The 19,022-nt window shown below is 44.1% G+C and carries 20 protein-coding genes and 1 pseudogene; 12 read left to right on the top strand and 9 right to left on the bottom strand.

The features are described 5' to 3' along the window. Nucleotides 1–24 precede the first annotated feature (24 nt). The 7 genes from B853_RS23555 to B853_RS23585 all read left to right on the top strand — a co-directional run bounded on the left by B853_RS23555 (nucleotide 25) and on the right by B853_RS23585 (nucleotide 5,361). Nucleotides 25–495, top strand: coding sequence for a copper chaperone PCu(A)C (locus B853_RS23555; protein WP_038883926.1), 471 nt, complete (start codon nucleotides 25–27; stop codon nucleotides 493–495). A gap of 8 nt (nucleotides 496–503) precedes the next feature. Then, on the top strand, nucleotides 504–1,115 hold the full coding sequence (locus B853_RS23560) for a cytochrome c3 family protein (protein ID WP_017190228.1): 612 nt from the start codon (nucleotides 504–506) through the stop codon (nucleotides 1,113–1,115). Further along, nucleotides 1,116–2,774 carry an Lcl domain-containing protein gene (locus tag B853_RS23565; RefSeq protein WP_038883924.1) on the top strand — a complete coding sequence of 553 codons (1,659 nt, stop codon included), beginning with the start codon at nucleotides 1,116–1,118 and terminating at the stop codon, nucleotides 2,772–2,774. Nucleotides 2,775–2,884: 110 nt separating this feature from the next. Next, a complete protein-coding gene (locus B853_RS23570) occupies nucleotides 2,885–3,979 on the top strand; it encodes a YncE family protein (protein ID WP_038883923.1) in 1,095 nt (364 codons plus the stop codon). A gap of 11 nt (nucleotides 3,980–3,990) precedes the next feature. After that, nucleotides 3,991–4,560: an SCO family protein gene (locus B853_RS23575; protein ID WP_038883920.1), complete on the top strand. Its 570-nt coding sequence runs from the start codon at nucleotides 3,991–3,993 to the stop codon at nucleotides 4,558–4,560. Continuing rightward, nucleotides 4,553–5,029, top strand: coding sequence for a TlpA family protein disulfide reductase (locus tag B853_RS23580; protein WP_038883918.1), 477 nt, complete (start codon nucleotides 4,553–4,555; stop codon nucleotides 5,027–5,029). Before B853_RS23575 ends, B853_RS23580 begins: the two co-directional genes overlap by 8 nt. Before the next feature lie 2 nt (nucleotides 5,030–5,031). After that, nucleotides 5,032–5,361, top strand: a complete 330-nt coding sequence (locus tag B853_RS23585) for a c-type cytochrome (RefSeq protein WP_038883917.1) — start codon at nucleotides 5,032–5,034, stop codon at nucleotides 5,359–5,361. A gap of 61 nt (nucleotides 5,362–5,422) precedes the next feature. On the opposite strand, the gene B853_RS23590 is transcribed toward B853_RS23585, so the two are convergent. After that, nucleotides 5,423–6,559 (bottom strand): AI-2E family transporter, encoded by a 1,137-nt coding sequence (locus B853_RS23590; RefSeq protein ID WP_038883915.1) that lies wholly within the window; start codon nucleotides 6,557–6,559, stop codon nucleotides 5,423–5,425. A 284-nt stretch (nucleotides 6,560–6,843) separates the two neighbouring features. Between B853_RS23590 and B853_RS23595 the strand changes: the two genes are divergently transcribed. Beyond that, on the top strand, nucleotides 6,844–7,389 hold the full coding sequence (locus tag B853_RS23595) for a sugar O-acetyltransferase (RefSeq protein WP_038883914.1): 546 nt from the start codon (nucleotides 6,844–6,846) through the stop codon (nucleotides 7,387–7,389). A 99-nt stretch (nucleotides 7,390–7,488) separates the two neighbouring features. Then, nucleotides 7,489–8,981 (top strand): annotated as a pseudogene (locus B853_RS23600) (AGE family epimerase/isomerase). Between the two features lie 73 nt (nucleotides 8,982–9,054). Here B853_RS23600 and B853_RS23605 read toward each other — a convergent pair. The 5 genes from B853_RS23605 to B853_RS23625 form a co-directional block, all read right to left on the bottom strand. Further along, nucleotides 9,055–10,614, bottom strand: coding sequence for a methyl-accepting chemotaxis protein (locus B853_RS23605; protein ID WP_038883910.1), 1,560 nt, complete (start codon nucleotides 10,612–10,614; stop codon nucleotides 9,055–9,057). A 272-nt stretch (nucleotides 10,615–10,886) separates the two neighbouring features. Next, nucleotides 10,887–11,447 carry a fasciclin domain-containing protein gene (locus B853_RS23610; protein ID WP_038883908.1) on the bottom strand — a complete coding sequence of 187 codons (561 nt, stop codon included), beginning with the start codon at nucleotides 11,445–11,447 and terminating at the stop codon, nucleotides 10,887–10,889. A 241-nt stretch (nucleotides 11,448–11,688) separates the two neighbouring features. Continuing rightward, nucleotides 11,689–12,546, bottom strand: coding sequence for a nuclear transport factor 2 family protein (locus tag B853_RS23615; protein WP_038883905.1), 858 nt, complete (start codon nucleotides 12,544–12,546; stop codon nucleotides 11,689–11,691). A gap of 123 nt (nucleotides 12,547–12,669) precedes the next feature. Further along, the gene (locus B853_RS23620; protein WP_038884052.1) at nucleotides 12,670–13,548 is read right to left on the bottom strand and encodes an AraC family transcriptional regulator; all 879 of its coding nucleotides are present in this window, start codon (nucleotides 13,546–13,548) and stop codon (nucleotides 12,670–12,672) included. Nucleotides 13,549–13,723: 175 nt separating this feature from the next. Continuing rightward, the gene (locus tag B853_RS23625) at nucleotides 13,724–15,037 is read right to left on the bottom strand and encodes a peptidoglycan DD-metalloendopeptidase family protein (RefSeq protein ID WP_038883903.1); all 1,314 of its coding nucleotides are present in this window, start codon (nucleotides 15,035–15,037) and stop codon (nucleotides 13,724–13,726) included. 301 nt (nucleotides 15,038–15,338) lie between these two features. On the opposite strand from B853_RS23625, the gene B853_RS23630 reads away from it, so the two are divergent. Further along, on the top strand, nucleotides 15,339–15,776 hold the full coding sequence (locus B853_RS23630; protein WP_010452111.1) for a DUF417 family protein: 438 nt from the start codon (nucleotides 15,339–15,341) through the stop codon (nucleotides 15,774–15,776). Between the two features lie 39 nt (nucleotides 15,777–15,815). Here the strand turns inward: B853_RS23630 and B853_RS23635 are convergent, their stop codons facing one another. Beyond that, nucleotides 15,816–16,286 carry a GNAT family N-acetyltransferase gene (locus tag B853_RS23635; RefSeq protein WP_038886626.1) on the bottom strand — a complete coding sequence of 157 codons (471 nt, stop codon included), beginning with the start codon at nucleotides 16,284–16,286 and terminating at the stop codon, nucleotides 15,816–15,818. An 85-nt stretch (nucleotides 16,287–16,371) separates the two neighbouring features. Further along, on the bottom strand, nucleotides 16,372–16,773 hold the full coding sequence (locus tag B853_RS23640) for a PaaI family thioesterase (protein ID WP_038886625.1): 402 nt from the start codon (nucleotides 16,771–16,773) through the stop codon (nucleotides 16,372–16,374). Between the two features lie 254 nt (nucleotides 16,774–17,027). Here B853_RS23640 and gloA point away from each other — a divergent pair, with 254 nt between their 5' ends. Together gloA and B853_RS23650 are read left to right on the top strand one after the other, a co-directional pair. Further along, on the top strand, nucleotides 17,028–17,414 hold the full coding sequence (gene gloA / locus B853_RS23645; protein WP_038886624.1) for a lactoylglutathione lyase: 387 nt from the start codon (nucleotides 17,028–17,030) through the stop codon (nucleotides 17,412–17,414). Nucleotides 17,415–17,425: 11 nt separating this feature from the next. Beyond that, on the top strand, nucleotides 17,426–18,526 hold the full coding sequence (locus B853_RS23650) for an alkene reductase (RefSeq protein ID WP_038886622.1): 1,101 nt from the start codon (nucleotides 17,426–17,428) through the stop codon (nucleotides 18,524–18,526). Nucleotides 18,527–18,674: 148 nt separating this feature from the next. Here B853_RS23650 and nifW read toward each other — a convergent pair whose 3' ends face one another. Continuing rightward, on the bottom strand, nucleotides 18,675–18,950 hold the full coding sequence (gene nifW, locus B853_RS23655; protein WP_005441361.1) for a nitrogenase-stabilizing/protective NifW family protein: 276 nt from the start codon (nucleotides 18,948–18,950) through the stop codon (nucleotides 18,675–18,677). Nucleotides 18,951–19,022: the final 72 nt, after the last annotated feature.

Below are 19,022 nucleotides of genomic sequence, written 5' to 3' on the forward strand. Positions count from 1 at the left end.
CGCCTTGTGCTAAGGATCTAACAGATGAAAAAGCTATTCACAACGTTGAGCTTACTCTGCGCAGCTCAAGCCTATGCAGGTGTCTCTATTACCGACTGTGTCATCGTTGAACCCGCTCCAGGCGTCAACAAAACCGGGCTGTTTTTTAATGCGACCTTTACTGAAGACGAAGAAGTAAAAGCACTGAGACTTCCTTCTCCGGAAGCGATTCTAGGAGCGGAAATACCGGAGCTTACCAATGAGGTTCAAATGCACAACACCATTATGAAAGATGGTGTTATGAAGATGCAGCGTTTTCCGAAACTGTTCCTCAAGAAGAACACGGTGACCAAACTAGAACGCGGTGGAACGCACTTTATGTTGATGGACCTTAAGAAGCGCCCACTCGCCGGTGAAAAGTACACGGTCAACTTATGGCTGACCTACCTTTCAGACCAACAATGTGAAGCGAACGTTCTTAAATCTTCTGACTTTCCCCCGAAGCATAAAATGTAGGTGAGATGATGAAAATTATTGAGCAAATTAAACAAGTGAAACGCTCGGTTAAACTCGCCATTGTCGCAGTCGGCATCGGTATTGGTTTGATCTCAGCACTCCCTGCGACCGAAGTTTTGCATGTATTCAGTACCAATGAATTTTGTGCGTCATGCCATACGATGAAACCAATGGCTGAAACGTTTTCTCAATCGATACATGGCGGTAATAACCAACATGGTTTTGTCGCAGATTGTATCGATTGTCACCTGCCGAAATCGAATATTGTCGAAGAGCTTTGGGTAAAAGGAACATCCGGAACTCGCCATCTATGGGGAGAATTTGTGCTGGGTATGGAATCGCTTGATTATGATGAACTCCACCCTAAACGTGGTGAGTATGTTTATGACTCAGGCTGTATCAATTGCCACCGAGGCTTGGAAGAGCGCGCTCAAGGTGCGGACGAAAACTCACCTGCATCGGACTTTTCTCATAACCTTGCATTTAACAACAAAGCTAACGATCCATCTTGGAAGTGTTCGAGCTGCCACTACGATATCGCCCACCCTAACTTAAAGCGTGAGATGCGTTTACGTGATGAAGAACGAATTCGTAATTTGGCGGCAACTGAGGGCTTATAAATGAAACATTCAACCGCATTGACACTTGCCATCAGCTTAGCATTGGCTGGTAGCACTTTTGCAGCAGAAGACATCGATAATGGATACGGTGATTACACCATTAATCGAACTTTTGAAGATTTAAAGAAATCACCTAAGGACCTAAAAGCAGCAAAACGTATTGTGTTTGGTTGTTACCTCGGTTGCCACCGACCAGCAAAAGAGGAAGTGCCTGAAACGCTGAGCCCTAAGCTTGAAGGCTTTGATCCGCAATGGTTCTTAGACCAATGGTTCTCTATGGATAATGAGCGCCACGCAGGTATCTCTTCTCAAATGAAAGAGATCGTTTACGCTAACCCGCCTCGTGATATGGCATCGACTGCGATCCTGCTTGGTGCACAAAAAATGAAGTACAACCCAATGCCGGATGTACTGGAAAGTGAAGAGTTTAAACGCGGAAAAGAAACTTACGACAGAACCTGTAAAGCCTGTCATGGAGAACAAGGCGCATCAACTCAGAAAAACTTCCCGCCATTGAAAGGCCAAATGCCAACGTACATCTATGAACAGATGATTGCCTACCGCGACGGCAAACGTACAAACGGTGCATTAGCAGGAATCATGATGCCTTACGCTAAGATGTTGTCAGACCAAGACTACCGTGATGTAGCGGCTTATGTTTCTGGTCAACGCGTCAAGCCGATTGAAAAGGAAGAGTTTATTACTGGCATCGGAATGCCTGCACCTAAAGGTTTCAAGTTACCAGAAACAGGTCAAATTCAGAACTTTACTGACACCTTTGGCGAAGATTCTGACTATCAAGGTAATGAGCCTAGCTACACTATCTCTGAATCAGGGAAAGTCGTTCTCGACAACAATACTCAGCTGATGTGGGAACGAGACTCCTCCCGAATCTGGATGACGGCGGTGGAAGGTAAAGAATACTGCGCAAACCTAGAAATCGATGGTTACACAGATTGGCGTTTCCCGTTAATGAAAGAACTATTCTCCATCGCTGACATGGGTGAGTTCCGTCCGGCTATTAATACCGATGTGTTCTTGAACATGCCTCGTCAAAACTCTGGTATTTGGACGTTCCCTGTTTCTGATCGTCACGATCACGTTTGGCACGTCGGTTTCCCTGATGCTCATATCATGGGTCAACATACTGCTTCAACCAAGCTGGTTCGCTGTGTTCGCGCGGATAACGACGCAGCATACCACAACATGCAGTACGTGGATAACGGTGACGGTACTGTCACAGAAAAAGTGACCAATCGAATGTGGCAGCAAAACATTGATTATGTGAAACGCAAGTTCGATGACTCCCTCAAGTACTGCCAAGACTTAGAATATGCTGGCTATGATGACTGGCGCACTCCAGATATCAAGGAGATGAACTCAATTGTTAACTACAACAAAGTTTCTCCAGCTATTGATGAAGAGTTTTTCCCGAATACACCAGTGAAGTCATTCTTCTGGACCAGCACCTCTGATGTTGCCGGCCCTACGCTTCACGTAAGACCGTTATCGGCTCGTAAGAAAAACCAAACGCCTGAGCAATTGGATTTGAGATTCACAGGTGACAACGAAGGTTGGGCGCATGGTTACCTAACGGGACAGGGTTTCGGTATGTCGAAAGACTCCGAGTTCTACACTCGCTGTGTTCGCAACCCTTAGTTATTTAAAGAAGCCCTCTTGAGGGCTTCTTTACTTCCACACCAACAACGTCGCCCCAAAAATCATTTATGGCTCGATTGCGATGATGCTTTCTATTGTTCGAGGTTACTATGAACAAGATTTTAATTTCCCTACTTACCTCTTTGCTTACCTTTTCTGCGTACGCCGATATCGAAGGTCGATATGACGATGGTGCTCGTTGGGCATTCATTTCTGACGATGAATCTAAAAACGTCGCCGTGATTGACACCTTTACGTTTTCCTACACAGACCAGATCGAACTCAAGGCAAAACCGATTCATCTTGAAGTGTCAGACGTACAAGACGTTCTCGTTTACATCGACGGAAAAACACCAACCGTCTTCGTCTACGACTTAGTTAAAAAGACACATTGGCAGATGGAGATGGAAGGTGTTCCAACAGAGATTACCTTTCATGCTGATGAAGCCCAACTGGCAGTGGCAATGAAGGACTGCATAGACATTATTAAACCGCTAAAACGTGAATATGTCGCCACGATTACCGACATCAAATCGCCGTTTAGCATGAACTTTGATAACGGTGGCTACAACTTGTATGTTTCAGAAAGCAAGTCAGGAAAAACGCTTATTTATCGTAATCACGATGGTCAGAGAAGCTATATCAATGTCGGTGAAGGTGACGTTTCTGAACTGACTTTGTCACCAGACGCGCGCTTAGCGCTTACTTCCCAATATAAAGATAATTCCGTTGTTGTTTGGGATCTCTCTATGGAAATGGAATTCAACACCTTCCATTTCGACTCACAACCTTGGCGTCCTTACGTAAGTTCAGATTCTGAATATATCGTTCTTGCCAGTGAAAGTGGCCAAGCGCAAGTTATCGAATCTTGGGGAGGTGAAGTTGTCAAAGAACTCAAGCTTACCGGGGCTCCAAAGTCTATTCGTACTGGTTGGATAGAGACAATGGGCATCATTGAATCAAAGGGAGCTCTGGACATTTTTGAGCTTTCGACCAACACACCAGTTCAATCAGTCTCGTTAAAAAGTGACTTACGAGAAGTGGTTGTGGTTTCAGACTCAAAGACGCTGTTTGCAACGCAAGAAGGCTCTTCAAAACTGTTCGTGTACGACATCCGCACCAACAAGGTGTTGAAAGCGATCGACACCAAGCTCGCCAAGCCCCACCTGCTAGCAATGGGCATTACAAATACTGTATGCCACTAAAGGAACGTACGATGAGACGACAAACTTCCTACACTATCTACGCTTTTCTAGCGGCATGCTTGCTGAGTTTTAGCGCCGCGGCTAAACCTTTAAAGTTTGAACTGAAAGAGAATACCTTAGGTACTGTGACCGAGAGAAACTGGCAAGGGAAATTCTTATTAATGGGTATAGGTTACACCAGTTGCCCAGACATTTGCCCCACCACTGTTATCGATTTAGCGACCGCGGTGAATTCGTTAAAAGAGGAGGCCGATAAGGTTACGCCAATCTTTATCTCTGTTGACCCTAACCGCGATACTGTTGAAAACTTGGACATGTATGTAAAGTACTTTGATCCCAAAATGGTTGGATTAACCGGAACTCAAGAGCAGATCAAAGCAATAGCAAAGAGTATGAAAGCAACCTATGGCTATTCTCTTGAAGGCAAACCGATTTATCCCCCTCTCCCAAAACAATATGAAGTTTACCACTCTGCCTACATCTACCTTTACGGACCAGACAGAGAGCTTATCGATGTATTTGGTTATGGTGAAGGTGGCGCAAAGATCGGTCAAAGTTTGAAGAGGTATATCAATGAATAAATGGACCTCATTTGCACTGGTTAGCGTAACGTTATGCTTGAGCTTCTCGATAACAGCAAAAGAATGCACCACCCCAGAGGGGTTTAAACTAGAAAACGCAGCTTATCAGCTTACCGAGTTAAAAAGCCCAGTAAGCTTGGTCAATCTATGGGCGGTTTGGTGCCCTCCTTGTTTAAAGGAGTTGCCTGCGCTCGACAGCATAGCGAATAACGAACACTTTAGTGTTGAAACAGTACACATTGGGGATAATCTTCCGGCCATCGAACAGCGTTTTTCTAAATTGGGTATTCATCACTTACCGAAAACCATTGAAGCAGATATGGGAGCAATTCACGCGCTCGGTTTTCAAGGGTTACCAGCCACATTGGTAGTGATTAATGGTGAAACCAAGTTTCGTTATTCTGGGTATATCAAGCACTCCCCCGAAGTGATTCAAGACTGGCTAACTTGCTTAAGAGAGGAGCTGTAGTCATGAAACGTATGCTTATCTTACTTATTGTCTCCATCAGCTTCTCTGCTTTTTCCAGCCCTGAGACTGAAAAAGGCAAAGCGCTATATATCGCCCCTGGGAAAGGTGGTTGCGCCACGTGCCATGGTGAAACCGGAAATGAGCCAGTGATGCCTATGTACCCGAAAATCGGTGGACAAAACGAACTTTACCTCTTCAATCAAATGAAAGATTACAAGATGAAAAAACGTAAAAACGGCTTGTTCATGACCATGGAGGTAGCAATGGAACACTACACGGATGAAGAGATTCGCCTTATGGCTAAATACCTGAGCGCTGTAGAAAACAACTAAATTCAAGGTTCTCATAACAAGACGGCCTCAAAATAGACCGTCTTGTTACTTGTATAGTCGGTCAGTCTTTTGCTTCTTTGTTTTCTTCTCCAACGCCCGCATTTTCAATGACTTCGGCAACGTCTTGAGTCTCCGTGTCTACCCACTTCATAAACACTTGATAGCCAGCCGCTAAGAATGCCGCACCGATGAACATGCCCAGAATACCACCAGACATCATGCCGCCAACTGCACCAATTAGAACAATCGGCATGGGGACATCTAAACCACGACCCAGTATCAATGGCTTTAAGAAGTTATCAATTAAACTAGCGGCGATCAGTAAAATGGTAAAGATGACGTTATGAACCGTGCCACTATCCCCCGCCCACAATAAGCCGACTGCGACTAAAGCAATGATGGTGACCGGAAGCTGAACGATAGCGAAGACTAATGCGATAAGCGTAAACAAGGCCGCAGCAGGTACGCCTGATAATGCAACAACGCCACCAAATGCCATTGCTGTTAAGAAAGCGATACCAATAATACCCACTGCAACTTGCCTGATGGTTGCCGTAGTGAGCTCATGCAAGTCTGACCCTCTGACTTCATCAGTAAAACTAATGAAAATCTTACGTATCGATTTTGCTGCAGGCTGTGCCCAGGCCAACATAATACCTGCGATAATAATCGCACCAATCAACATAAACATGCTTTTCGCTGCGCCTGTCGCACTATCCACAAACCAGCTAAAGAAGGTCTTAATCTGCGGCTGACGCTTCTCAATAAAAGTTGGCAGATCATCTGCGGCTTCATACCAAACCGCATGAACTTTCTCACCGACCAAGGGCCAGCTTTTCACACTGTCTGCTGGTTTGGAGACAACCAACGTACCATCTCGATACGACTCAAGGGCACCAAGCGTCTTAGAAGCAAACGAGTTACCAACCATTGCTGTCGGTGTACCGAGGAGCAACACTCCGACAATGGCAATCAATGTTGCAGATCGAGAAGAACTCAAACTGAACTTTCTTTCTATCAATAATTTGATTGGATAGAGTGCAATTGCCAGTACGAGAGCCCAAAGCAAGATAGGCAGAAAAGGTAAGAACGCCCACCAACAGACAATAACGATAAGTGTCGTTACTGAAAACCGAATCAATGAAGTAGTAAGGGCCTTCGCGAGAACTTTCTCTAGATTTTCATTTGAGTTACTCAAAGCTTGATTCCTCCCATCTAGCGAATCCGAAGCATTTGATGCTTTAATTACAGAAAGCTTCGAACGAATATTAAATACACCTCAGAAGCCTGTCTGCCCAATACGCTTGTACGCATCTATATAACCTAGTACACCCTCCCGTATATTCCACGGTTTCGTTGCGTCAAGTACCGAATAAATAGAATTTGGTGATGGTATTCGGGTTTTCTCTGTTTGGATTTTAGTTAACGCTCTCAAGGCTTTATATTTGTGTGTAATTGCACTATTTAGCTTTAAGGGCAAACATGTCAGAACTTAATCGTATGCGTTCAGGTGAGGTGTATAACTGCTTGGACAAAGAGCTTCAGATGATGCGTGATAATACTTCAGCATTGATCTTCAAATTCAATCATGAATCAGACGCAGAAAAACGTCATGCACTACTGACCAGTATGGGCGTGAGCTTAGGTGAAGGAGCATGTATCCAAGCGCCACTCCAACTTACCTACGGCTGCCACCTAACCATTGGTAAAAGTAGCTATATCAACTGGGATGCGATCATATTAGATAATGGGAAGGTCGCTATTGGTGCAAACGTGATGATTGGTCCACGAGTTCAAATCTATACCGCTGCACATGCTTTAGAAACCGAGCAACGCCTTGCTGGAGATGAAACGGCCAAACCAGTGACAATCAAAGACAATGTATGGATTGGAGGCGGTGCCATCATCATGCCAGGAGTAACCATCGGAGAAGAAGCTGTTGTAGGAGCTGGCTCCGTGGTAACCAAAGATGTTGCAGCCGGAGATCGCGTCGTCGGAAATCCTGCCCGCTCCATTAAAAACGGTTGATAACCTTATCATTCTAACGAATTGAAAACCCGACTAGTTCAACGGTTTGTATAGGGTATCTACCGATATACTCTTTCTTTTCTTTCAAGGACTTGCTTTATGGACTATTCGACAAAGTCGTTAATAGTAGCGCTTTCCCTCGCCACCAGTACGCTGTCATTTGCGGCAACAGGTGAAAACGCTATTCCAGAAAGAACGATATCAACGAGCTTCCCATCAACTCAGGCTTGGTTGAACCACGTCAAAAAGGGATTAGCCCCATATTGGATGGATGAGAAAGCCTACGGGGATCCTATTGGGAACTTCCCTACTTTCCGTTGCAACGACGGCCGCAAGCTAGATACGGAAAATGTTTGCCCTGAATTAAACCGTGGCTGGATTACTCCTCACTTTGGTCGTGAATACACCCGTATGAAGTCACGCCAAACGTACGCTTATGGGGTACTTTATCACCTAACTGGGGACACACAGGCTCTTGAGCTTGCTAAGAAAGGTGCATATTACCTTATCAACGAATTGCAAGATAAAGAGCACGGCGGCTTTGTCTCATTTACGCAAAACAAACAAGTGGGCTTAAAGTGGACGCAACGTACGTCACAAGACCAAGCTTATGCCCTCGTTGGGCTAGCGATGTATTACTACCTGACACGAGATCCAAACGTAGAGAAAGTGCTTATCGAACAGCAAAAGTTTATCTTCGATAATTACAAAGTGAACGATGAAGTTGGCCTAGCTTGGGTATTGGAGGATGGCGATGAACAGAGTGCAAAGCAGCATGAGTTGGTCGCGCAACTGGACCAAATTAATGGCTATATGCTTTTGGTCGCGCCTCTGCTTCCTCAGCCTTACAAAACACAATGGCTAAATGATCTTAAGTGGTTAACTAACACCTTAGTTGAGCACTATCACTCAGATAAGGAGCAGCGCTTCTACGGTGCTATTCATCATAAAGCGGTAATGCAACCCAACGCTAAGCACAACGACTTTGGTCATACGATCAAAGCGTATTGGATGACTTATCTCGTTGGCGAACAGTTGCAAGCATCTGATTGGCAGCAGTTTGCTATAGAAGGTATGAGAACCACTCTGGAACGTGCCGAATATCAGTTCCCATTTGACCCCGTCAGCGACTATTTCTCCGCAGAACTACAAAACGAATGGGCGAACAAAGCAATTCCAGCTTGGCAAAGTCGGCCATACTCTAATGGCAGTTCTTCATGGGAGTGGGCTGAGCTCGACCAGTCTGCAATGACACTTGCCATCCTAGATAGCAAGGTTGGAAACGTACTACCATACACCACTCGCACCTTTATGGATGCATGGTCGATCATCAATATGGAGGCATTGGCCTCGAACCAAAATCAACCAAAGCGTTCCATTGGGGCAATGGTTATCATCAGTTTGAACACGCGTTAATCGGCACGCTAACGTCTGGTGCGTTAAACCATCAACCGATCACCTTATACTATGCGAATGAACAGAAGCCAATGCCAAGCTTCACTCCATACTATTTCAAGGGCAAGGTTAAACACGTTGGTTTAGTAGACGACGGTAAGCGCCAAGCGGTAACGTTTACAGGAATTACTCCCTAGTCGTTCTTAATCCATCACCTACTAGCCAACAAAAAAGGCGACCTACTGGTCGCCTTTTGTTTCCTCACGCTAGTTAGATTTTGAACGCACCGACATAGCGGTCGAGGGTTTGAGAAAGCTCGGCCAATTGTTGGCTTGATTGCTCTAGTTGCTGACTCGCATTTAAGCCATGCTTAACTGAGTTACTCACTGTATCCATGTTCATGTTGATCTCGTTAGCCACGGTCGATTGCTGCTCCGTCGCTGTCGCAACTTGGGTATTGATGTCAAGGATGGTCATTACTTGCTTAGAAATCGCTTCTAATGCCTGTCGAGCCAACTCCGTTTCCGTGGTTCCCTCTTCTATCAACGCTTTACTATTGCTCATTGAGTTCACCGCATTCTGTGCTTCTGTTTGTAAGCGGCTGATCATTGAATCAATCTCGTCCGTTGACTGAGCGGTTTTTGTTGCAAGGTTACGAACCTCATCCGCAACAACTGCAAAACCTCTGCCAGCATCTCCCGCACGCGCAGCCTCAATCGCTGCATTTAGCGCCAATAAGTTCGTTTGCTCAGAGATCCCTCGAATTACCTCTAGAATAGTGCCGATCGACTGTGTGTTATCAGCCAAGCTAACAATAATACTAGACGTACTATTCATCTCTGTTTCAAGATTGCTGATCGCCGTTGTTGTTCTTTGAAGCGTTTGATATCCCGCTTGCGTCTCGTCAGTCGCTGTACTAGCCGCCCCGGCTGCGCCCGCTGCGTTTGATGCAATTTCATTTACCGTTGCGATCATTTCGTTCATAGAAGTGACCACCAGCATTGTTTGTTCATTTTGCTCTTGGCCTCGCGAAAGAGCTTGTTGTGACTGCTCTCGAAGCGCGATGGCTGAACCATTAAGTTCGACCCCAGTGTTGACGACTTGAGAGATAATGCCATGTACCTTTTCAACAAATAAATTAAATGCCGATGATATTTGCGCGACTTCATCATTTCCCTTAATCGGCAAGCGGACCGTTAAATCACCATCGCCTTGTGAAATATCATTTAATGCATTCTTAAGCACCGATAGAGGTTGCATCAGTTTGCCCAATAATAATGAGAGCACAACAACACACAGCACGAATATGACAACCATTGAGCCAAGCTGATAGGCAATGATGCCATTAGTCGCCTGGCTTACTTCAGTAATTGGAATACCGATATCGAATGTGCCATACAGCTGACCATTTACATAGATTGGCGACATAATGTCGAATACCCACACCTCTTGTACATCCGCATACCACTTGGAATATTGCTGAACGCCTTTCGTTGCTCCTTCGACCGTGTAGTCATCCTCGTATGTTTTGTTGAGCTTCTGCTTGTCACTGTGTGCAACCGCCGTAACATTGCTATCAATCACAATCGCATAGCTAACATCTGAACGTTGCTTTAAACCGTCAACAAGGGTTTGTAGATCTTCTAATGGCTGTTGTGAGTTCTCTAGAATATAACCCGCATTTTCAGCTAGGAACTCTGCTTGAACTTGAGATTTGTGTAAGATGATGTCATCTATTTTTTGACTGGATATAAGATAGGTCGACGCCATACTCGCCATGACAGCAATGCCAAACATGGCACAAACGGCTAATAAGATTATTCTTTTCATTCTGATTGTCTCAACGCAATTTATTAATGTCCATCTACAGGGGTGTTTAAGCCTTGCACTTTGATACTGACAACTGAAAGCCAAGCCATCGAAGACCCGACGTTAGATGTAAATGTTCAGTTACTTTATCTGAAGAAAATGCAACAACTTTAATAATAAAAGACAAAAGCTTAGCAAACATCACACTTTATAAATTCATAGGCATAATGAAAAAAGCGACCATAAAGGTCGCTATTTAAATACTTAAATTTCTATTGTTCAGGCTGTTAACGCTAAGGCAGTAGCACTGTGTCGATTACATGAACCATACCATCTCTCAGTTTGTTATCAATATCGACCAACCCTGCTTCCGACTTGTTTGCCATGATCAACCCGTTTTCAAAACTGATGGTGTTGCCATCAAGCATATTTATTTTTTTTGCTCTTACGACAGAACGTGAGTTGCGAGTATCAAGCGTCACATGATAAGCAAGTACCGCTGCCACGCCTTCTACTTCGAGCAAGTCAACGGCTGCATTGAATGCGTCTGCATCGGTCGACGTTCCTGTAAGGTCATAAAATGCTTGGTCAGTAGGCGCGAATACTGTGTACTCAGTGCCATCAAAAATAGCAACGGTTCCAGTGGCGATGAGCGCAGCAACGAGGATGTCAAAATCACCCCCATTATCATCAAAATCAAACGGTTCGCCCGATGCCCCAACGGCGAATTCAACGATACTTGCGTCTATTTCATCTGCCCATTTAGGTTTTTTTGCCAGAGCGCTGGTGCTGAATAGTGAGAATAGAGCAATACTTACGATCAGGCTTTTGAGTGTGCATTTAAAAGTGTTCATTATCAGTCTCCTTTCTTAGCGTTAAAAACGCTATCACCCGAGAATTACGGGTGACTTGAGGCCGGAGATCATTTTTTAAATCGAAACCGATAGCACTTTTTTGCCATTATGAAATTAGTTTAATTTGTAGAAGTTTGAGATGTTATTATGCCGCCAGTTTCCTACATTATAACAACCACCGAAGCCGTCTAATATTGACGGCTTCTTTCTAAGTAGAACTTAACAAAGCGAAAAGGGTTTATTAAAAACCAAACTTACCATTACCATTCTTCCACTCTGACTTCGGTGGAATCGCCTCAATCGTGTCCCAATGCTCTACAATCTTACCGTTGTCGACGCGGAATAAGTCATAAAACGCTACATGTTGGTTCATGAACTGGCCTTCGCTCACTGATAACACGAAGTTCCCTTCACCGAGAATCAAATGATTTTTGCTGTACACCATCGGCATACCCGCTTCCGCTAATTGTTTTAGCGCAACGCTCAGTCCACTTAAACCATCAGCAACCGCAACGTTGTGTTGGATGTAGTCACTGTCTTTCTCACCGATAAACTTACTGATCTGAGACATGTCCCCTTTCATCAGAATGGTTTGAACAAAATCAGAAACAATGGCTTTATTCTCATCTATTTTGTTTACGTCTGTTATTCCTGTTGCACCGTCAAATTGAGTTCGGCCACTTGGGTTAGGTTTCGCCACGTCTTGTAAGTTATCCCAATGCTCAACGATCAGCCCATCTTCAAAACGGAAGATATCAAAACCCGCTTTTGGTCCGAAAAAATCGTACTCGGTATGCAAGGCAACGTAATCACCATCTTGAATGGTACGAATTACTTTCGCTTTAGCACTGCCTTCCGGCAGCATTTTCATCACTTCTCCAAAGCCCGCTAAACCATCTGCAACAGCAAGGTTGTGCTGAATGTACTTGTTTGGGTTGATATAAGAAATAGCCGTTTGGTCGCCAGTTTCTATGCTTGAGATAACGGCAACGGCTTTGTCTCGATTCGGTAACTCATCGGCGTTTACAGCGAAAGAAACACTTGCAAAAACAGTAGATGCGATGACAGAGCTAGCGAAAAAGCGAGTCAATTTATTCATATTATTTTCCTCTTATTGGCTTGGGAATAATAATAAAAATGAATCATAGACTCGTCTGTGTGAATATGCGTCGAAAAATGGTCAATATCGAACATGAACACCAAAGTACGTTCATATTCAATATCATAACTGGGGTTCTTTGTACTGCTTCTGAAATTGGCTTGGCGTCATATCTGTCTGATTTTTAAAGTATCGAACAAAATTACTCGCATCTTCAAAACCAAAGTCAAAAGCTAACTGTTGGCTGGTAACATTACTGACAACCAAGCGTCGCTTTATCTCAATCGTGACAAACGCATCAATCATCTGTTTCGCGGTTAAGTTTGTCGCCAACTTACAAATCACATTTAGTGTTTTGTAGGTTGACCCTATCTGCCCCGCGTACCAGTTCGCATCACGAATTCGCTCATAATTGGCTTGGAGTAAATCAAAGAAACGAGCCAGCTTGTAGCTCTGCTCTTTGGTTAACTTGTCATGGCGCTCTTCAGGACGCAGACGATGCAGCATCAACGCAAAAGATGAGAACAAATACATAACAATCAATGGATCGGAACGCTTGTTTTCCATCTCTTTAATCACTTCGCCAATGAGCAGTTTTGCACTTAAACGCGTCTCGTCATCTAAGTTCAATACCGGAGAATGAGTCTGATTTAAGTGTGTTGGTGTGTAGCTGGGTAGGCGCATGTTTGCATGCACTTGGTCGAGAAACGCTTGAGTGAATAGAATCACTTTACCGGAAGGCTTTTGCGATAAGTCGAAAGCTTGCACTTGCTCACGACGAACAAAGATAATGCTACCTGACTCAAACGGATACTGTTTAAAGTCCACCATGTGCACACCACTGCCTTGTTCAATATAAACCATCATAAAGAAAGTAATGCGGTGTGGCTTCTGGGGTGAATGACTTCTGTACTCTTGTCCATGTAAGCTTTTTAGATCGAAGACTTCAATCTCCGCTTGATTAGATTTGTTATGGTCAAAGCCTACCGTTGGTATTGGTATTTGCATTCACCCTCCACTCGTTACTACTTGTATTTTGGCTAATTTAAATCGGATTGTGCCACCAAACTTTACCACATCACATTACCTAGGTAGCGACTAAGGTGGTGAATATTTGTCTATTCCCCAACTCCAAAAGCAACAAAGACAAGCCGAAGCCTGCCTTTGTTTATTGCTATTAAGAAACCTGTTTACCCTCGACGGGTTTTGCGTGGCTCGCGCTTTGCTCTGTGGCAACCATATCATCAAACTCTGAGACTTTTGCCAAGAACGCGGGCTTGTCTTTACTTGGAATCGAACTTGCCAATGGAAGATCTGCTTTCATCGCATCAACCGCGCGGTTGCGCACCAGTACTTCGAAGTGCAAGTGTGGTCCTGTTAGACGTCCTGTCGCACCTGAAAGCGCAATCTTCTGCCCACGCTTAACATGCTCACCCTTCTTTACTAAAAAGCGGCTCAGGTGCAAGTAACGAGTTTTATAGACACTGTTGTGCTCAACCACTAGATACTTGCCCGCGTATGGATGGTTACGAACCGCGACCACTTTTCCATCACCGGTTGAATATACAGGAGCACCAACTGGCGTCGCGAAGTCAGTACCATTGTGAGGAGAAATTCGCCCCGTCACTGGGTGTTTTCGGTAAGGGTTAAATGGTGAAGTGATACGACGGTATTGCTTATCAATTGGGTAGCGGTTAAACGCTTGTTCTAGACTGTTCCCATCACGATCATAGAAGCGGCCATCTTGAGCCAAAAACGCTTCTACGTCTTTACCATGCATTTTAATTGCAATGCCCTGCACTTCCGTGTTGCCCGTCAAATGATCATCAACATACTGACGAAGTACCAACACGTGAAAACTGTCTCCAGCACGAAGCTCACGGGTAAAATTCACTTTGTCGCGCAATACACGTGTGATGTTGGCAATCTGGGTGGTGGTTAGTCCTTGTTGATGAGCAGAAGAAGAGAAGCTAACGTTAATCGTGCCTGAGTACATTTCCTCGCGCCATTCACCAGGTTCTTCAACAAAGTCATAGGCAAACGAGCTATCGTCGTTTCGTGTGTAGACAGCGCGTTCAACGAGGCTCTCGTGAAAAATAACTTGTTTTAAAGTCTTGGAGTCTCTATCAACCATAAGCTCAAGATGATCTCCCGGCTTAATGGTATCGAGCTTAAGTGAAGTTATATCAGCTTTAAGCAGTTTTTGCGTGGTTTCGTAAGGAACACCCCATGAAGAAAAAATGGTACTGAGTGTATCCCCTACTTTGACGAAGTAGTGAATGCGGGCGATGTTGTCATACTTTTCTGTAGCAAGCTGGTTTTTTGGTGTTACTTCATCAACTTCGACACCATCTGTTTTTTTAATCTGAGCATAAGGCGTCACCTTAATGATAATTTCTTCTGGTTTCGTTTCTGCTTGGTAGGTGAGGTAAGCTGCGAGAGAGAATGCAGTAGCTGCAACAGCAATAAGTGAATAGCGAACAAAATTCATGAGACTTGAGATAATCGGGAACATCAATTGTTATGTTATAACATTTTATTTGTAACAATTGAAAGCCCCCTCTTCCTTAGTGAGTAAACCATGTAACAAGAAGTTAGAGTCAGCACCTGACAAAAACTAAGCACACACAAGCGGCGAAGTGCAGAACACCCGTACTTCTGTTCTGTTCTGTTCTGTTCTGTTCAATAGTTTAAATACAGCTGTTTAAAAAAAATAATATCTTGATTATTTTTTGAAATTTTATTTTATACAACAAGGTCTCCTCCATGTAACTTATTAATGGAGCACATTTATGCAAAAAAACATGACTGCTGTTAGCGAACGAAATATTGGCTATAGTCTTGGGGTTCTTGGGGTAGCATTGGTATTAGCTTGGATCGGTATATACAAGTTTACTCCGACTGAAGCAGACCTCATTAAACCATTAGTAGAGAATCATCCTGCCATGGGGTGGTTGTACTCCGTTATATCCGTGCAAGCCGTATCAAACCTTATTGGCGCAGTGGAAATTATTGTTGCTATTGGATTGGTAGTAGGTTTAAAAAATCGAAAGGTCGGCTTCTTTTCAGGTGTTTTTGCTACCGTAATTTTTCTATCTACACTTAGCTTCCTGATCACAACACCAAATACTTGGAAAGTGTCTGATGGAATTTTAATAACGAACTTCTTCTTAGTAAAAGATATATTATTTCTGGCAATCTCAATTAGTGTAATTGAAAAGAACAGATAATATTGGCTCGTGATAAATAGAGGAATCATGGTAATTCCTCTATTTATTAAGATCCTTTTCCATTAAAAAGTTAGTCAGCGTTTGCCCTCTGATATCTACCGACTGCTGCTTAGCTACAATGAATCCGTGACGTTCAAAAAACGGTTTTGCGGTTAAGCTGACATTAGCGTATAAGCGATGGTTGAAGTTTCGCGCACCCTCTGCGATTAACTGCTGCATCAACGCTGTGCCAACTCCCTTCCCTTGATGTTGCCAGTGACAAAAGAAGTGATCGACATATCCATCTGGTTGTAAATCTGCATACCCAACAACTTGTCCATCAAGTAGCACGATAAATGGATTTAATAACGCTATTTTCTTGTTCCAGTCGTCAGCTACATAGATGTTTGGTGCCCAAGCGCTTACCTGTGCGTCCGTATAATCGTTTATACATATTTTTCTGACCGTATAGTAGAAAAGCGTTCTCAATGTTTCTTCATCACCACTTTCAAAGCGTCTAATTTCTAACATCCTGCCTCCTTTGCTACTTTTACGTTGCCACAATCTCAACTCTATCGCTCACGCTTTCGGCCAAAAATTTGATATTAGCCGTCATCTAAGGTTTGGGGCGAACGAACTTGGCCGTTGCAGATACTCGAGTTTCATCACCGACTTCTAAGCTTGCAACCAAATGGAAAATGCCTCTTGTTTCTTTCACGATGCTTGCAGTGACACGTAGCTTTTCACTGATCTCAATGGGTGCATGAAAGCGCATTTCTAATTGAGCGGTCAACGCCTTCACTCCATTTGCTAGCAAACAATGAGTCATTGCACCATCCACCAAGCATGTTGCAATGCCGCCATGCAGTAAACCGCTATAACCTTGGTGATGTTCGTTTACTATAAATGATGCGACTACGCTGCTTTTATCTTGAGTTTGGTATTCCACCCCTAATGAGTAAGGGTTCCCTTTGGAACATACTGCGCAATAGTGATGGGAGGTTAATGTTTCACACATAAGATCGTCCTTAAAAGTTATTAGCATATGCCAATTACCCTTCAGTGAGCGCTCTGTAAACATTGTTTCCAATTGACACTGTTCTTGCACGTCAAATAAATCACGCCCCTATAAAAATACATTATCAAAATTATAATCAACGATAATTTTACGTTTCATTACGTTCATTTTATCTTTAGCTTCAACAAGGTTGCTTGTTGAGATGACTCTGTCACTCCAACGATAGCTAACAAGCCGAGATAAGAAGGTTAACTATGAAATTTCTTCACACTATGATCCGCGTGGCTGACTTAGATAAGTCCATCGAGTTTTACACCAAAGTTCTTGGTATGAGCGAGCTTGATCGCTTCGAAAACACAGAATATCGCTACACGCTTGTGTTTGTTGGTAACGCCGACCAACCAGGCAGCGCGACGATTGAATTGACTTACAACTGGGACACAGACAGCTATGACCTAGGTAACGCGTTCGGTCACATGGCATTAGGTTGTGAAGATATTTACGCTGCATGCGACAAAATCAAAGTACTTGGTGGCAACGTCACTCGTGAACCAGGTCCAATGAAAGGCGGTGAAACTCACATCGCATTCATTAAAGACCCTGACGGTTACCAAATCGAATTGATTCAAACAAGCAAATAACGAGGTTAGTCATGAAAGATACATTGTTTCAACCTGTACAACTTGGTTCTCTAACCCTTCAGAACCGTATCGTTATGCCACCAATGACTCGCTCTCGTGCAAGCCAACCTGGTAATGTCGCAAACGACATGATGGCTGAGTACTACGCACAGCGCGCATCTGCGGGTTTGATTGTTGCAGAAGGCACACAGATTTCACCTATGGGTCAAGGCTATGCTTGGACACCGGGTATTTACAGCCAAGAACAAATCACAGGCTGGAAAAAAGTCACTGACGCTGTACACGCAAAAGGTGGTGCGATCTTCGCTCAGCTTTGGCACGTAGGCCGTGTAACTCACCCTGACAACATCGGTGGCGAACAACCAATTTCTTCTTCTGCACTAAAAGCAGAAAACGTGAAAGTATTTATTGATAACGGCACAGATGAGCCTGGTTTCGTTGACGTGGTAGAACCACGTGAGATGACTAAAGAAGACATCAAAGTGGTTATCGAAGAGTACCGTCAAGCGGCATTGAATGCGATTGAAGCGGGCTTTGATGGCATCGAGCTGCACGCAGCAAACGGCTACCTTGTAAACCAGTTCATCGATTCTGAAGCAAACAACCGTACAGATGAATACGGTGGTTCAGTTGAAAACCGTCTGCGTTTCTTGGGTGAAGTGGTTGAAGCCATGACTCAAGCGATTGGTGCTGATCGCGTTGGTGTTCGTCTGGCTCCGTTTACATCACTAAACGGTACTGTAGATAATACACCGGTAGAAACGTACACAGCTGCTGCGGTACTGCTTAATAAGCTAAACGTCGTTTACATGCACATTGCGGAAGTCGACTGGGATGACGCGCCAGATACCCCTGCTGAGTTCAAAACAGCCGTGCGTGAAGCATACAAGGGCACCATCATTTACGCTGGTCGCTACAACACAGAGAAAGCTGCTCAAGCGCTAGAAAGTGGTTTGGCAGATATGGTTGGCTTTGGTCGCCCGTTCATCGCGAACCCTGACCTACCGAACCGTATCAAGAACGATTACCCGCTAGCAGCTCACGATCCTGCGACGCTGTTTGGTGGTAACGAAAAAGGTCTGTTGGATTATCCAACTTACCAAGCAAACTAAGTCGGTGGGCTGGCTTAGTTCAGCCTACTTATTTGAATAGGCAAGTTGAATAGACAAAAACCCCGCAGATGCGCTTGAGTACATCTGCGGGGTTTGTGTTTTAGCGCTCAGAGCTTACTGACATTATTGTTCGCTGTTGAAAAGAGTACTAACGACGCTGACAAGAAGTGCAACCACGACAAGCTGAGCGTGTAGTTTTATCCAGTAAACTGCGTTGCACCTTGCAGTATGCGTTCTTTAATGCACGGCGAGCCGCAAACCAATCTTCAGGCTTAGTCAGAATCAAATAGCCATTGAAGCGTTTCACTAACTCCACTCTGTGTTTATCAATAAAGCGGCTATCAAAACCAATATCGAAGTAATCCAATGCTTCTTCGATACAAGTAAAGCTGGCAATCTTGGCTTGAATATCGTTTTGGCTCATAGCCTCGTTTCTGAGTTCATTAACCTAGCTGCGAGTATAAGAACTTCCGTTCAACTGATCTTTGATTTACAT

The organism is Vibrio rotiferianus CAIM 577 = LMG 21460, assembly GCF_002741985.1.
Classification (GTDB): Bacteria; Pseudomonadota; Gammaproteobacteria; order Enterobacterales; family Vibrionaceae; genus Vibrio; species Vibrio rotiferianus.